At 77.5% G+C, this 14,105-nt stretch carries 14 protein-coding genes and 1 pseudogene; 8 read left to right on the top strand and 7 right to left on the bottom strand.

Annotated elements, in window-relative coordinates; all coding sequences use genetic code 11:
* Positions 1 to 208 precede the first annotated feature (208 nt).
* The 3 genes from ACI79B_RS23035 (at position 209) to ACI79B_RS23025 (ending at position 4,889) form a co-directional block, all read left to right on the top strand.
* Positions 209 to 1,051 carry an EamA family transporter gene (locus ACI79B_RS23035; protein ID WP_456930236.1) on the top strand — a complete coding sequence of 281 codons (843 nt, stop codon included), beginning with the start codon at positions 209 to 211 and terminating at the stop codon, positions 1,049 to 1,051.
* 90 nt (positions 1,052 to 1,141) lie between these two features.
* Positions 1,142 to 3,466 (top strand): diguanylate cyclase domain-containing protein, encoded by a 2,325-nt coding sequence (locus ACI79B_RS23030; protein ID WP_456930237.1) that lies wholly within the window; start codon positions 1,142 to 1,144, stop codon positions 3,464 to 3,466.
* An 82-nt stretch (positions 3,467 to 3,548) separates the two neighbouring features.
* On the top strand, positions 3,549 to 4,889 hold the full coding sequence (locus tag ACI79B_RS23025; protein WP_456930238.1) for a sodium/calcium exchanger protein: 1,341 nt from the start codon (positions 3,549 to 3,551) through the stop codon (positions 4,887 to 4,889).
* 19 nt (positions 4,890 to 4,908) lie between these two features.
* Here the strand turns inward: ACI79B_RS23025 and ACI79B_RS23020 are convergent, their stop codons facing one another.
* The 7 genes from ACI79B_RS23020 to ACI79B_RS22990 form a co-directional block, all read right to left on the bottom strand.
* Entirely contained in the window at positions 4,909 to 5,568 is a 660-nt protein-coding gene (locus ACI79B_RS23020) for a TetR/AcrR family transcriptional regulator (protein ID WP_456930239.1), read from the bottom strand.
* A 125-nt stretch (positions 5,569 to 5,693) separates the two neighbouring features.
* Positions 5,694 to 6,269: a DinB family protein gene (locus ACI79B_RS23015; protein WP_456930240.1), complete on the bottom strand. Its 576-nt coding sequence runs from the start codon at positions 6,267 to 6,269 to the stop codon at positions 5,694 to 5,696.
* 12 nt (positions 6,270 to 6,281) lie between these two features.
* Positions 6,282 to 7,073 carry a TrmH family RNA methyltransferase gene (locus ACI79B_RS23010; RefSeq protein ID WP_457000252.1) on the bottom strand — a complete coding sequence of 264 codons (792 nt, stop codon included), beginning with the start codon at positions 7,071 to 7,073 and terminating at the stop codon, positions 6,282 to 6,284.
* Positions 7,074 to 7,236: 163 nt separating this feature from the next.
* Entirely contained in the window at positions 7,237 to 7,623 is a 387-nt protein-coding gene (rplT, locus tag ACI79B_RS23005; RefSeq protein WP_093579784.1) for a 50S ribosomal protein L20, read from the bottom strand.
* Between the two features lie 35 nt (positions 7,624 to 7,658).
* The gene (rpmI, locus tag ACI79B_RS23000) at positions 7,659 to 7,853 is read right to left on the bottom strand and encodes a 50S ribosomal protein L35 (RefSeq protein WP_456930242.1); all 195 of its coding nucleotides are present in this window, start codon (positions 7,851 to 7,853) and stop codon (positions 7,659 to 7,661) included.
* A 102-nt stretch (positions 7,854 to 7,955) separates the two neighbouring features.
* On the bottom strand, positions 7,956 to 8,486 hold the full coding sequence (gene infC, locus ACI79B_RS22995) for a translation initiation factor IF-3 (protein WP_456930243.1): 531 nt from the start codon (positions 8,484 to 8,486) through the stop codon (positions 7,956 to 7,958).
* A 389-nt stretch (positions 8,487 to 8,875) separates the two neighbouring features.
* A complete protein-coding gene (locus tag ACI79B_RS22990; protein ID WP_456930244.1) occupies positions 8,876 to 9,367 on the bottom strand; it encodes a PH domain-containing protein in 492 nt (163 codons plus the stop codon).
* Between the two features lie 167 nt (positions 9,368 to 9,534).
* Here ACI79B_RS22990 and ACI79B_RS22985 point away from each other — a divergent pair.
* From ACI79B_RS22985 to ACI79B_RS22965, 5 genes and pseudogenes are all read left to right on the top strand, one after another.
* Positions 9,535 to 9,855: pseudogene (locus ACI79B_RS22985) on the top strand (MBL fold metallo-hydrolase); the annotation flags it as partial.
* 70 nt (positions 9,856 to 9,925) lie between these two features.
* Positions 9,926 to 10,483: an MBL fold metallo-hydrolase gene (locus ACI79B_RS22980; protein WP_457000253.1), complete on the top strand. Its 558-nt coding sequence runs from the start codon at positions 9,926 to 9,928 to the stop codon at positions 10,481 to 10,483.
* A gap of 16 nt (positions 10,484 to 10,499) precedes the next feature.
* Positions 10,500 to 11,294, top strand: coding sequence for a GAF domain-containing protein (locus ACI79B_RS22975; RefSeq protein ID WP_456930245.1), 795 nt, complete (start codon positions 10,500 to 10,502; stop codon positions 11,292 to 11,294).
* Positions 11,294 to 12,742 carry a PP2C family protein-serine/threonine phosphatase gene (locus tag ACI79B_RS22970; RefSeq protein ID WP_456930246.1) on the top strand — a complete coding sequence of 483 codons (1,449 nt, stop codon included), beginning with the start codon at positions 11,294 to 11,296 and terminating at the stop codon, positions 12,740 to 12,742. The genes ACI79B_RS22975 and ACI79B_RS22970 overlap by 1 nt, the downstream gene beginning before the upstream one ends.
* A 77-nt stretch (positions 12,743 to 12,819) precedes the next feature.
* The gene (locus ACI79B_RS22965) at positions 12,820 to 13,977 is read left to right on the top strand and encodes a uroporphyrinogen-III synthase (RefSeq protein ID WP_456930247.1); all 1,158 of its coding nucleotides are present in this window, start codon (positions 12,820 to 12,822) and stop codon (positions 13,975 to 13,977) included.
* Positions 13,978 to 14,105 lie beyond the last annotated feature (128 nt).

Genomic DNA, 14,105 nt, shown 5'->3' with positions numbered 1-14,105 from the left:
ATCCGGGGGCGCATAGCGCCCCCGCCCCGCGGCGCCCCCCCCCGGGGGGGGGGCCCCCCCCCCGGGGCGCGCCCACCCCGCCCCCCCCCCCACGCCCCGGCACCCGCTGCGGTGCGAGATCGCGCGATCTCCACCGGTGCGGGGCCGCGTCGGCACCGGCTGCCAGGATCGGCGGGACGGCGGGACGAGGACTCGGGAGGCGCACCGGATGGCGATGGTGCTGGCGCTGGCCTCGGCCGTCGTCTACGGGATGGCCGACTTCTGCGGGGGGATCGCCAGCCGCCGGGCCGCCGCGGCCGCCGTCGTCGCGCTGTCCCAGGCCGCCGGGCTGGTCGCCGTCGTGCTGCTGCTCCCCTGGCTCGGCGGCAGCCCCACGCCCGCCGACCTGGGCTGGGGCGCGGGCGCGGGCGTCGCCGGCGGGGCCGGGCTGCTGCTGTTCTACCGCTCGCTGGCCACCGGGGTGATGAGCGTGGTGGCCCCGGTGACGGCGGTGTCGGCCGCCGCGCTGCCGGTGGTCGGCGGCCTGCTGCTCGGCGAGCGGATCGGCGCGCTGGCCGCGCTCGGCATCCTGCTCGCGCTGGTCGCGGTGGTGCTCGTGGCGGCCGAGGGCGGGCTGTCCTCCCTGCGCACCGCCCGGCCGGCCGGCATGGGGCCGGCGCTGGCCGCCGGCGCCGGGTTCGGGCTGTTCTTCGTGCTGCTGGACCGCACCGGCGAGGACTCGGGACTGAGCCCGCTGCTGGCCGCCCGCGTGGTGTCGGTGCTGCTGATCGGCGGGCTCGCGCTGGCGTCGGGCCGGTCGCTGCTCGTGTCCCGCCGGGTGCTGCCGGTCGTGGTGCTCGCCGGCGTCGCCGACATGACGGCCAACGCACTGTTCCTCGTCGCCACCCAGGTCGGCGAGCAGCTGGCGATCACCGGCGTGCTGGCGTCGCTGTACCCGGCGAGCACGGTCGTGCTGGCGCAGGTGGTGCTGCGCGAGCGGCTGGCCGGGGCGCAGCAGGCCGGACTCGCCGTCGCGGCGGCCGCCGTCGTGCTCATCGCGCTGCCCGCCTGACCCTCCCGGGGGACCCGGGCGGACGGCCGGGTGGCGGAACGGGGGTCCGGTGCCGAGAACCGGGAGGTGACCCGCCCCCAGGAGGCACCGGTGCCGTCCGGATCCGACCCCGTCCTCGCCGAGGCCCTGCGCGGCGTGCGCAGCGTCTTCCAGCCCATCGTCGAGATCGACACCGGGCGGGTGGTGGCCTACGAGGCGCTGGCGCGCGGCCCGGTCGGCCCGCTGGAGCGGCCCGACGCGCTGTTCGCCGCGGCCCGCGGCGCCGGCCGGCTCGCGGAGCTGGACGAGGCCTGCCGGGCCGCCGCCTTCCGCGGCGCCGTCGACGGCGGGCTGGTCGCGCCGCTGACCGTGTTCGTCAACGTCGAGCCCGAGGTGCTCGACACCGCGCCGCTGGCCGACCTCGTCGCCATCGCCGAGGGCGCGCCCGGCGACCTGCGGGTGGTCATGGAGATCACCGAGCGGGCGATCGCGGCCCGGCCGGCCGAGCTGCTGCGCACCGTCGAGCGGGTGCGGGAGCTGGGCTGGGCGATCGCGGTCGACGACGTCGGCGCCGAGTCGATGTCGCTGGCGTTCCTGCCGCTGCTGTGCCCCGACGTCGTCAAGCTCGACCTGCGCCTGGTGCAGGAGCGCCCCGGCCCGGCGATCGCCGAGATCATGAACGCGGTCAACGCCTACGCCGAGCGCAGCGGCGCCGTGGTGCTCGCCGAGGGCATCGAGACCGCCGGGCACCTGGCCTACGCCCGGGGCCTGGGCGCCACCCTCGGCCAGGGCTGGCTCTTCGGCCGCCCCGGCCCGGGCGCCGCCCCGGAGCTGCCGGTCGGCGAGCTGGTGCTGCCCGGCGCCGGCCGGCCCACCGGCGCGGTCGGCGCGGTCTCCCCCTTCGCCTGCCTGCCCCACGACGTGCCGCTGCGCCGCGCGCCCAAGGCCCTGCTCATCGAGCTGTCCAAGCAGCTGGAGCGGGAGGCCCTGCGCCTGGGCGAGACCTGCGTGGTGGCCGCGACCTTCCAGGAGGCCCGCCACTTCACCGTCTCCACCACCCAGCGCTACCGCGACCTGGTCGAGCGCACCGGCTTCGTCTGCGCCCTGGGCGAGGACCTGCCGGTGGAGCCGCTGCCCGGGCTGCGCGGCGCGCACCTGGCCGAGGACGACCCGGTCCGCGGCGAGTGGGACGTCGCCGTCCTGTCCCCGCACTTCAGCGCCGCGCTGCTGGCCCGCGACCTCGGCGACGACGGCCCGGACCTGGAGCGCACCTTCGAGTACGCGCTCACCTACGAGCGCAGCACGGTGTCCCGCGCGGCGTCGTCGCTGCTGTCCCGGGTGGCCCCGCGCGCCGGGGGCGCCGTCCCGGCTGCGGCCCCGGCCCCCCGTTCTGCCGCCGCGGCGAGCCCGGCGGCCGCCGGCCTGGCCGTGGGCACCACGCAGGCGGAGGTGCTGCTGCGGCGTGCCCTGGAGGCCACGCCGAGCGGCGTGACCGTCGTCGACGTGCGGCTGCCCGACCAGCCGATCGTCTACGCCAACGAGGCCTTCCGGCAGCTGGCCGGCCTGTCCTCGGACGAGATCCTCGGCCGCAACTGCCGGCTGCTGCAGCACCCCGACACCGACCCGGGCGCGGTCGCCCGCGTCCGCGCCGCGGTCGACGCCGGCCGGCCGTGCCGGGAGACGCTGCTCAACGTCCGCGGCCCCGGGCGGACGCCGTGGTGGAACGAGCTGCACCTCGCGCCGGTGCACGACGCCGACGGCACCGTCGTCCAGTACATCGGCGTGCAGGTGGACGTCACCGCGCGCGTGGAGGCCGAGCGGGCGCTGGTCCGCGAGCGCGACCGCACGTCGGCCGCGCTGGCCCGCATCCAGGAGCTGGCCTGCACCGACCCGCTGACGGGGCTGCCCAACCGGCGCCGGCTGGAGGAGCAGGTGGAGGCCGCGATCTGGGAGGCCCGCGCCCGCGGCGACGCGCTCGGCCTGCTGTTCGTCGACCTCGACGGGTTCAAGGCGGTCAACGACCGGCTCGGCCACGCCGCCGGCGACGAGCTGCTGCAGGTGGTCGCCCGCCGGCTGCGCGACCGGGTCCGCCGCCGCGACCTGCTGGCCCGCCTGGGCGGCGACGAGTTCCTCGTCGCGCTGCCGGACCTGCGGCCGGAGACGGCGCCGGCGGAGGCGCGGCGGGTCGCCGACGAGCTCACCGCCTCGATCCGCCGGCCGGTGCCGCTGCACGGCACCGAGGTGCACGTGGACGCGAGCATCGGGGTCAGCGTCTGCCCCGCCGACGGCGTCGTGTTCGCCGACCTGCTGCACCGCGCCGACCTGCGCGTGTACGACCGCAAGGCGGTCACCCGCGACGCCACCGCCCGGGCCGCCACCGCGCGGGCCGCCGCGGGCGCCGCGCCGGTGCCGCGGCGGGAGCCGGTCCTGCCGTAGGCGTGCGCCCCGGCGCGGGGCGGGTAGGGGCGGGGGACGGCGCACCGGCGTCGTCCCCCGCCCGTGTCCCGGAGGTCCGCCCGTGCCCGATCCCCGCCGCCGGCCGCCCACGCCCCTGGGCCTGGCGACGCTCGTGACGCTGCCCGGCACCTGGCTGGGGGCTGCCGCCTACCTGGGCCTGCCGGCCCCCGACCTGCCCGCGCCGCTGCAGGCGCTGCTGTTCGGGACGGCGATCGTCGGCGCGGCGTTCCTGCTGTCGTGGGCCGCCGAGGCCGCCCAGGTGGACATCTCCGCCGGGCTCGCGCTGGCCCTGCTCGCGCTGCTGGCGGTGCTGCCCGAGTACGCCGTCGACTTCGTCTTCACCTGGACCGCCGGCACCACCTACGGCGACACCGGCTCCTGCACGCCTCCGGACGGCGGCGAGGACGCCTGCTCGCTGGCGCTGGCCAACATGACCGGCGCCAACCGGGTGCTGGTCGGCGTGGGCTGGCCGCTGGTCGTGGTGGTGGCGGCGCTGGCGGTCGCGCGCCGCCGCCGCGCCGGGGACGACGCCGCGCGGCGGGCGCCCCGCCGGGAGGTGCGGCTGGCGGCCACGATGTCGCCGGAGGTCGTCTTCCTCGGCGTCGCCACCCTCTACTCGCTGCACCTGCCGCTGCGCTCGAGCCTGACGATCGTCGACGCCGTCGTGCTGGTGACCGTGTTCGTGCTCTACGCCCGCCGGCTGGCCCAGGCCCCGGCCGAGGACCCCGACCTGATCGGCACCTCCCGCTGGCTCGGCGAGCAGCCGCGCCGCCGCCGGCGCACCTGGGTGGCCGCGGTGTTCGCCGTCGCGGCGCTGGTCATCCTGGCCTGCGCCGAGCACTTCGCCGAGTCGCTGGTGGAGACCGGCACCGCGCTGGGCGTCGACGAGTTCCTGCTCGTGCAGTGGGTGGCGCCGCTGGCCAGCGAGTCGCCGGAGCTCATCGTCGCCTGCCTCTACGCCTGGCGGCTGCGCGCCTCGGACTCCCTGGGCACCCTGCTGTCGAGCAAGGTCAACCAGTGGACGCTGCTGGTCGGCACGATCCCGGTGGTGTTCGCGCTGTCCTCGACGGGCCTGCACGGCCTGCCGCTGGACACCCAGCAGCGCACCGAGCTGCTGCTCACCGCCGCGCAGTCGCTGTTCGCCGTCTCGCTGCTGGTCGGCCTGCGGCTGACGACGACCGGCGCGGCCACCCTGTTCGTGCTGTTCGCGGTGCAGTTCGCCGGCAGCATCGTGCTGCCCGCCGACACCGACCGGGTGCTCGTGCTCGTCCTCTCCGGCGTCTACGTCGCGCTGGCGCTGGCCCGGTTCGCGGCGCGCGCCCGGCGGGCCCGCGACCTGGCCCGCGACGGCACGGTCACGCCCTTCGACCGGCTCGAGGAGCGGGAGACCGCGGCCGCCTGAGCGCCGGCCGGCGTCGGGCTCAGGCCGGCGGCAGCAGGCCGGCCAGTCCCCCGGCGGCCAGCGCGGTCAGCTGCTCGACCAGCTCGGCGGCGGGCACCTCGCGGGTGCCCGACCACCAGTGCGCGGCCAGCTGCACCATGCCGACGACGCCGTAGGCCCACGTCGTCACGGCGGCGGTGGGCCGGCCCGCGGCGGCCAGCCGCTCGCCGAGCAGCGCCGCCAGCGCGCCGGCGACCTCGCGCTCGGTGGCGGCGACGAGATCCGGGCGCCCGGCGCGGCCGGCCGAGGCGTAGGCGAACCGGTAGAGCTCCGGCTCGTCCTCGACCAGCAGCACGAACGCGGCGATGACCGCGCGCAGCCGCTCGACGTCGTCGCGGCGCCCGGCGGCCAGCTCCCCGAGCAGCCGCGGCAGCAGGATCGCCGAGGAGATCCGCTCGAGGACGGCGTCGACCAGCTCGTCCTTGTCGGTGAAGTAGCGGTAGATGACCGTCTTGGACACCCCGGCGGCGCGGGCGACGTCGTCCACGGCGAAGCCCGGGCCCGCCCGGCGGACCGCCTCGACGGCGGCGGCGACCAGCTCCTCCCGGCGGGCGCGGCGGTGCTCGGTCCAGCGGGCGCGCCGTCCGTCGGCGACCGCGGGCGGGTCGTCGCCGAGCCGTTGCCTGGGTCCCACGGTCACAGCTGCCCTCCGCCACAGAGACTCGGCCGCCCCGGGGAGGGCCGCATCCGTGCACCCTGCCGTCCGCGGCCCCGCGGCGGGAAGGCATCGGCACCCGCTCCGGCACCGGCCGCGGCGCGTCGGCCTCACCGGAACGGCGTGGCGGCCTCCTCGACCATCGCGACGTAGGCGGCCCGGTCGGCGTCGCCGTCGCGGGTGAGGTCGTCGTCGTCCCGCAGGCCGGCCGCGCCGTCGAGGCCCTCGCGCAGCACGTCGGCGTGCCCGGCGTGGCGGGCGACCTCGGCGAGCACGTGCACCAGCAGCGTGTGCACCGTGGGGTGCCGCCGCTCCTCGGGCCACCACGGCACCTCGCCGGTGGCGTCCAGCGGCAGCGCGGCGACGGAGGCGTCGGCGTGCGCGGTGGCGCGGGCGTACAGCGCCAGGACGTCCTCGCGGGACTCGTCGGGGCGCACCCACAGGTCGTCGTCGGCCCCGGCGTCCGGGTCGTCCCAGACCATCGGCTCGGGGAACGGCCGGCCGACCACGGTGCCGAGGTAGCCGGCCTCCACGCAGGCCAGGTGCTTGACCAGCCCGAGCAGGTTGGTGCCGGTGGCCGTCAGCGGCCGGCGGACGTCGTACTCGGACAGCCCCTCGAGCTTCCACAGCAGCGCCTCGCGGGCGGTGGTGAGGTAGCGCAGGAGCACGGCCTTCGCGTCGTCCACGCGGGCAGCCTCTCAGCCCTGGGCGAGCTGCGTCGCGTAGAGGCAGATCGCCGCGGCGGCGGCCAGGTTGAGGCTCTCCGCGCGGCCGCGCATCGGGATCCGCACCCGGGCGTCGGCGGCCGCGGCCAGCTCCGGCGGCACGCCGCGCGCCTCGTTGCCGAACAGCCACAGCACCGGCCCGGCGAGGGCGTCCCCCAGCCCGTCGAGCGCCACCTCGCCCCCGCCGTCGGCGGCCAGCACGGTGACCCCGCCGGCCCGCAGGCCGGCGACCAGCGGCTCCAGCGGCACCCCCCGGACGACGTCGACGTGGAACAGGCTGCCGGCGCTGGACCGGACCGCCTTGCCGCCGTAGGGGTCGGCGGACCCGGCGCCGAAGACCACCGCGCCGGCGCCGCACGCGTCGGCGGTGCGCAGCACGGTGCCGGCGTTGCCGGGGTCGGCCAGGCCGGCCAGGCCGACGGCGAGCGCGGGCGGGTCGGCGGTCAGCGCCTCGGCGGGCAGGTCGCGCAGCGCGCAGACGGCGACCAGGCCCTGCGGCGTCACGGTCTCGGACAGGCCCGCGGCGGCCTTCTCGGTGACCAGCCGGACGGGGACGGTCGTGCCGGCGAGCAGGTCGCGGTGCGCGGCGGCCGCGGCCTCGGTGGCGAACACCTCGCGGACGTCGTCCGGCGCGGTGGCCAGGGCCTCGGACACCGCCTGGCGGCCCTCGGCGAGGAAGGCGCCCGCGGCGTCGCGGCCGGCGCGCCGGGTCAGCTTCCGCGCGGCGGCGACCCGTCCGGACCGCTCGGTCAGCAGCTCGCTCACGTCGTCCTCCCGTCTCGGTCGAGATCGCGCGATCTCGGCGTTCCCGGGGCCTCCCGGCGGCGAGATCGCGCGATCTCGCCGGGAGCACCCGCCCCCACACGCACCGACGCCGCCGGCGCCGGCCCTTCTGGGCCGGACACCGACGGCGTCGGGAGGGGGTGGTTCAGGCGGCCTGCTCGCCGCCGGCCGGGGCCGCGGCGACGGCGGCCCGGGCGGTCTCCACCAGGGCGGCGAAGGCGGCCGGCTCGTTGACCGCGAGCTCGGCGAGCACGCGGCGGTCGAGCTCGATGCCGGCCAGCTTCAGGCCCTGCATGAACCGGTTGTAGGTCATGTCGTTCTGCCGCGCGGCGGCGTTGATGCGGGTGATCCACAGCTTGCGGAAGTCACCCTTGCGCACCTTGCGGTCGCGGTAGTTGTAGGTGGCCGAGTGGAGGATCTGCTCCTTGGCCTTGCGGTACAGGCGCGAACGCTGACCGCGGTACCCGCTGGCGGCCTCGAGGGTCGTCCGGCGCTTCTTCTGGGCGTTGACCGCCCGCTTCACGCGTGCCACGTGAGAACTCCTTGCTGGTTACGGGAGGCGGGGGCTCAGATGCCCAGCAGCTTCTTGATGGTCTTCGTGTCGGCCGGGGACATGACCTGGTCCTTCTCCAGCCGGCGCTTGCGCCGCGAGCTCTTGTGCTCGAACTTGTGCTGGTTGTTGGCCTGCTCGCGCATGATCTTGCCGGTGCCCGTGACGCGCACCCGCTTCGCGGTGCCCTTGTGGGTCTTCTGCTTCGGCATGTCCTCGTCGTCCTGTTCGTGGGTGTCGGCGCCGCCCGGCAGCACGGGGCTGCCGAGACGACGCCGGCCGTCTCGGTGGTGCGGTCCTGCTGTGCGACCGGGTCAGGCCGTCGGGGTCTGCCCCTCGGCGGCCCGGTCGGCCTTGGCCTGACGGCGGGCGCCGTCGGTCGCGGCCTGGTTCCGGTGCGGGGCGATCACCATGACCATGTTCCGGCCGTCCTGCTTCGGGTTGGACTCGATGACGCCCAGTTCGGAGACGTCGCCGGCCAGCCGCTGCAGCAGGCGGTAGCCCATCTCGGGCCGCGACTGCTCGCGCCCGCGGAACATCACGGTGATCTTGACCTTGTCGCCCGCCTTGAGGAAGCGCTCGACGTGGCCCTTCTTGGTCTCGTAGTCGTGCGGGTCGATCTTCAGGCGCAGCCGCATCTCCTTGATGACGGTGAGCGCCTGGTTCCGCCGGGCCTCGCGGGCCTTCTGCGCGGACTCGTACTTGAACTTCCCGTAGTCCATCAGCTTGACGACCGGCGGCCGGGCCATCGGCGCGACCTCGACGAGGTCGAGCTCGGAGTCCTGCGCCAGGCGCAGCGCCTCGCCGATCGGCACGATGCCGACCTGCTCGCCCTCCGGGCCCACCAGGCGGACCTCGGGGACGCGGATACGGTCGTTGATACGGGGCTCGGTGATGGCCTCTCCTCTGCTCTGTCACACGGGAGGAGGTCGCGCCCACCCGGGCACCGGAGACGGCGAGGGCCCCGTGAGCGGTGCTCACAGGGCCCGTCTCGCCGGTGCGGCACCGGCCCGTCGCCGGGCCGGGCACGTCGCGGGTTCCCGGCCGGGGCAGGTCGGGCTCCCGCGAACCGGGGACCTGGGCGCCTCGACGGCGCCAGGTGGGAGCGGGCTCCTCTTGGTCAGCGGCCCGGGGCGGGGCCGCTGGGGTGGTTCACGCGCCTCGTGTAGCGGGGAGGCACGCCCATGCTACAGCGTCGCGGTCGGGCCGGGTATTCCGGTGGCCGGGACGGCGCTCACTCGTGCAGCAGCGGGCCGTGCGCCGGCGCGGGGCGGGCGGCCACGTCGGCGGCCAGCAGCGCCCGCAGCCCCTCGACGGCGGTGGCCGCGCGCTCGCCGTCGACCGCCTGCAGCGCCGTCATCGCCATCGCGTCGCCGTTGGCGAGCTCCAGCGTGGCCACCCAGGCCCGGCGGTCGAACCGGACGCCGCGCACCGCCGCCCAGGGCAGCGTCCGCTGCCCGAGCAGGTTGCGCACCCGGATGCCGGAGGCGTCGGCGTCGACCCGCGGCCGGCCCAGCAGCAGGATCCCCGCGCCGACGAACAGGCCGATCCCGGCGATGGCCACGCGGTCGGCGGCGTCGAAGGGGTTGAGCTCGTCCGACGGGTGGGTGACGAGCGCGGTGACGACCATGACGACGACGACCGTGACGGCGAGCAGCGTGCAGACCACCCGCACGACCAGGGGGACGGCGGAGATCCGGGTGGGGGTGGTGGGCGGCGTCGGCACGCCCCCATGGTCCCAGCCCGGAGCGCGCGGCCGGGCTGGCAGAGTGCCGGCACGTGGACGCGAGCGGCGTGGAGGTGACCGGACGGGCGCAGCGCGCCGCGTGGCGCGAGCGGTCGGTGCCCGCCGTCGAGCGGGTGCGGCCGGGCCTGTGGTCGGTGCCGGTGCCGATGGGCGGCCCGCTGCGCTGGGTCAACGCGTACGTGCTCGAGCTGGCCGGCGGCGGGCTGGGCCTGGTCGACACCGGCTGGGACGCCGACGACAGCTGGGCGGCGCTGTGCGCCGGGCTGGCCGGGATCGGCGCCGGCGTCGCCGACGTGCGCGGCGTGCTGGTCACCCACATGCACATGGACCACGTGGGCCTGGCCGGCCGGGTGCGGGAGGCCTCGGGCGCGTGGGTGGCGATGCACCCGGCCGACGCCCACGACCTGACCGCCTTCACCGCCCGCTCCCCCGAGGAGTCCACCGAGGTCGAGGTCGCCTTCCTCGTCGGGCTCGGCGCTCCCGAGCCGGACGCGCGCGCGGACGCCGGGACGCCGGAGGAGCGCGCGGTGGCGGCGGCTGGCGCTGCCCGACCGGCTGCTCGAGGACGGCGACCGCGCGGACCTGCCCGGCTGGTCGCTGCGCGCCGTCCACACGCCCGGGCACACCGCCGGGCACCTGTGCTTCGCCGACGAGGCCACCGGGCTGTTCTTCGCCGGCGACCACGTCCTCCCCCGCATCAGCCCGAACGTCTCGACGCACGCCGGCGGCGCCGCCGACCCGCTGCGCGACTACCTGTCCTCGCTGGAGCGGGTCGCCGGGGAGGAGGCCGACGAGGTGCTGCCTGGCCACGAGTGGCGCTTCCGCGGCCTGGCCGGGCGGGCCCGCGAGCTGCGCGCGCACCACGAGCGCCGGCTGGCCGAGCTGCTGGCCGCGGTCCGGGCGCACCCGGGGAGCACCCCGTGGGACCTGGCCGCGCACCTGACGTGGTCGCGGCCGTGGTCGCAGTACGAGCGGCGGATGCGGATCTTCGCCGTCACCGAGACCGACGCCCACCTGCGGCTGCTGGTCAGCCGCGGCCTGGTCGTCGGCGACGGCGGGCGGGTGCCGCGCTATGCGGCGGCGTCCCTGCGGTGATCCGGCACTAGCCTGGGTGTCCGCAGGTCGCGGCACCTCGAAGACCCGGGTGGCCGCGGCCGGTTCCCGCGAGGTGCCCGTGTCCCAGGACGCCACCCGTTCGCTCCCCCTGGCCGACGAGCTGTCGGTCGTCTCCGCCCGCGTGGCCGGCCTGCTGCTGTCCGAGGAGACCGTCGCCACCGCGCTGGGCCTGGTCGGCTCCCTGATCCTGCAGACGGTCCCGGCGGCCACCGGCGCGGGCGTCTCGATCGTCGACCGCACCGGGCGGCGCTCGTCGGGCTCCACCGACCCGCTGGTCGAGCGCGCCGACGCGCTGCAGTACGAGCTCGACGAGGGTCCGTGCCTGGCCGCGGCCGCCGGGCGGGTGCTCGTGCGGGCCGACGACCTGCGCGCCGATCCCCGGTGGCCGCACTGGGCCCCCGCGGCGGTCGGTCTCGGCCTGCTGTCCACGGTGAGCGTGCCGCTGGTCGCCGGGGACCGGACGCTGGGGGCCCTCAAGGTCTACAGCGCCGGGCCCGGCGCCTTCACCGACCACGACGCGCAGGTGCTCACCCTGTCCGCCGCGCAGGCCGCCCTGCTGGTCAGCCACGTCACGGCCCGGGAGCGGGCCCGCCGGGCCAGCGACGACCTGAGGAGGGCCGTGTCGACGCGCGACGTCGTCAGCACCGCCAAGGGGGTGCTCATGGCCCGGCACGGGGTCGGCGAGGAGACCGCGCTGGCCATGCTGCTGTCCCGCTCGGGAGGGGACGCCGGCACGCTGCGGCAGGCGGCCCGGGCGGTGGTCGACTCGGCCGTCCGCAGGCTCCGTTGATGCTGGCGGAGGGCGTCCCCGACGAGGGCCGGCGCGCCGTGCTGGTGGCCGCGCTCCGGCACGCCGAGCTGACCCTCGAGCAGCTCTGGCTGCGGTACTTCGAGCTGGGGGGCAACGCCGACCTGTTCGACGTCGAGGCCCACCTGGACGGGCTGGCGCAGCTGCCCGACCTGGACGGCGACCTGCTGGCGGTCGCGGTCAACGAGCGGCTCGACGAGCTGTCCGCGGCCCGCCGGGTGCCCTACTCCCGGCCGCTGCGGCCGCCGCGGCCCACCACCGGGCCGCTGGCGGCGCTGCTGCAGCTGCTCGAGGCCGCCCGCAGTGCCCCGCCGGACCGGCTGGCGCTGCTCGCCGCGGGGGCCGGCCGCGTCCTCGGCGTCGAGGTGACCGTGCACGTCGTCGACCACGAGCAGCGCCGGCTGGTGCCGCTGTCCGGCGAGCGCCGGCCGGCGGGTGAGCCGATCGCCGTGGACGGCACCCTGCCCGGCCGCGTCTTCCAGTCCGGGCAGTCGCTGCCGTCGGAGGCCGGGGGCCTGCCGCGCCTGTGGGTGCCGCTGCTCGACGGCGCCGACCGGGTCGGCGTCCTGGAGGTGCGGGTGGAGGCCGCCCGGGACCTCGAGGACCCGGGCCTGCGGGAGCAGTGCTGGTGGCTGGCCTCGATGGTCGGCCACCTGATCACCTCGATGGGCGTCTACGGCGACGGGCTCGAGTGCACCCGGCGCAGCCGGCCGCGGTCGCCGTCGGCCGAGCTGGTCTGGCAGCAGCTGCCCCCACTGACCGCCGCGACCGACGCCTTCGTCGTGGCCGGCCTGCTGGAGCCCAGCGCCACCGTCGGCGGGGACGCCTTCGACTACGCGCTCGCCGAGGACGAGGTGTGGCTGACCGTGCTCGACGCCATGGGGCACGGCCTCGGGGCGGGGCTGATGAGCGCCGCGACGCTCGCCACCGCCCGCAGCGCGCGGCGGGACGGGCGCGGCCTGCACGACCAGGTCCGCGCGGTGGACGAGGTGGTCGCCACGACGTTCACGGGCAGCGCCTTCGTCACCGGGGTCCTCGCCCAGCTGGACGTGGCCTCGGGCAGGCTGCGCTACGTCCGCGCCGGGCACCCGCCGCCGCTGCTGCTGCGGCACGGGCGGGTGGTCAAGGAGCTCAGCGCGGGCGGGCGGGTGCCCTTCGGCCTCGGGACGCCGGCGTTCGAGGTGGCCGAGGAGGTGCTCGAGCCCGGGGACTCGCTGGTGCTCTACACCGACGGCGTCACCGAGGCGCGCGACGCCGCCGGGCGGTGGTTCGGCGAGCAGCGGCTGGTGGAGTTCCTGACCCGGGCGGCGGCGGCCGGGCACCCGCCGCCGGAGACGGTGCGCCGGCTGGTGCGCGCGGTCCTCGACCACCAGGGCGGGGTGCTGCAGGACGACGCCAGCATCCTCATCGCCTCGTGGACCACCCGCTGACCGGTCGCACCCCCGCGGCCGGCCCGCGGTGCAGGGGCCGTCACACGACCGCAACGCCCAGCGGCCACCATGGTCCGGTGACCTCCTCCCCCGACGCCCCGGCGCTCACCACCGGCCTCGCGACCGGCACGGAGCAGGACGCGGGCCCCGCGCCGCTGGCCGGGTACACCGTGGCGGTCACGGCCGCGCGGCGGCGGGAGGAGCTCGGCGCCCTGCTCGACCGCCGCGGCGCCCGCGTGGTCTACGCCCCGGCGATCCGGATCGTGCCGCTGGCCGACGACGCCGAGCTGGTCGCCGCCACGGAGGCGGTGCTCGCCGCGCCGGTGGACCTGGTGGTCGCGACGACGGGTGTGGGGTTCCGCGGGTGGCTGGAGGCCGCCGACGCGTGGGACCTACCGCTGGTCGACCACCTGCGCGGCGCCCGGGTGCTCGCCCGTGGCCCCAAGGCGCGCGGCGCCATCCGCGGCGGCGGGCTGGTCGACGCGTGGTCACCGGCGTCGGAGTCCTCGGCCGAGGTGCTCGAGCACCTGCTGTCCGGCGCGGAGGGCCCGCTGCGGGGGCGGCGGGTCGCCGTCCAGCTGCACGGCGACCCGCTGCCGGACTTCGTCGACGCGCTGCGCGCCACCGGCGCCGAGGTGCTGACCGTGCCGGTCTACCGATGGGTGCTGCCGGAGGACGTCGGGCCGCTGCGCCGGCTGGTGACGACGGTGGTGGCCCGCGGGGTCGACGCCGTGACCTTCACCAGCGCGCCGGCCGCGGCCAGCCTGCTGTCGGTGGCCACCGAGCTCGGCCGGCGGGACGAGCTGGTCGCCGCGCTGACCGGCGGGGTGCTGCCGGTCGCCGTCGGGCCGGTCACCGCCGGCCCGCTGACCGCCGCCGGGATCCCGACGCTGCAGCCCGAGCGCTCCCGGCTGGGCGCGCTGGCCCGCGAGGTCGTCGCCCGGCTGCCCGAGCGGGACCCGGTGCTGCGGGTCGGGGACGCCGCGCTGCAGGTACGCGGGCACGCCGCCGTCCTCGACGGCCGCCTGGTCGAGCTGCCGCCGGGGCCGATGGCGGTGCTGCGGGCGCTGGCCGCCCGTCCCGGCGCCGTCGTCGCCAAGCCCGACCTGGTGCGCGGGCTGCCCGGCAGCGGGGACGGGCACGCCGTGGAGATGGCGGTGACCCGGTTGCGCGCCGCGCTCGGGCCGGGCGTCGTCGAGACCGTCGTCAAGCGCGGCTACCGCCTGGCGGTGTGAGTCCCCGTGCCCGGCCGCGGCCGTGCCCGGGGGCCGCGCTCCCACGCCCGCCGCGCGGGCGGGCGGCCGCCGGTGGGCCGCCCCGGTGACCGCGACGCACACCGCCGAGAAGGGGATGAAAACGAGGT

It is taken from the genome of Geodermatophilus sp. SYSU D00879 (assembly GCF_054050375.1).
The sequence above is the reverse complement of the archived record's forward strand: the minus strand, read 5'-3'. Positions and strand labels throughout refer to the sequence as shown.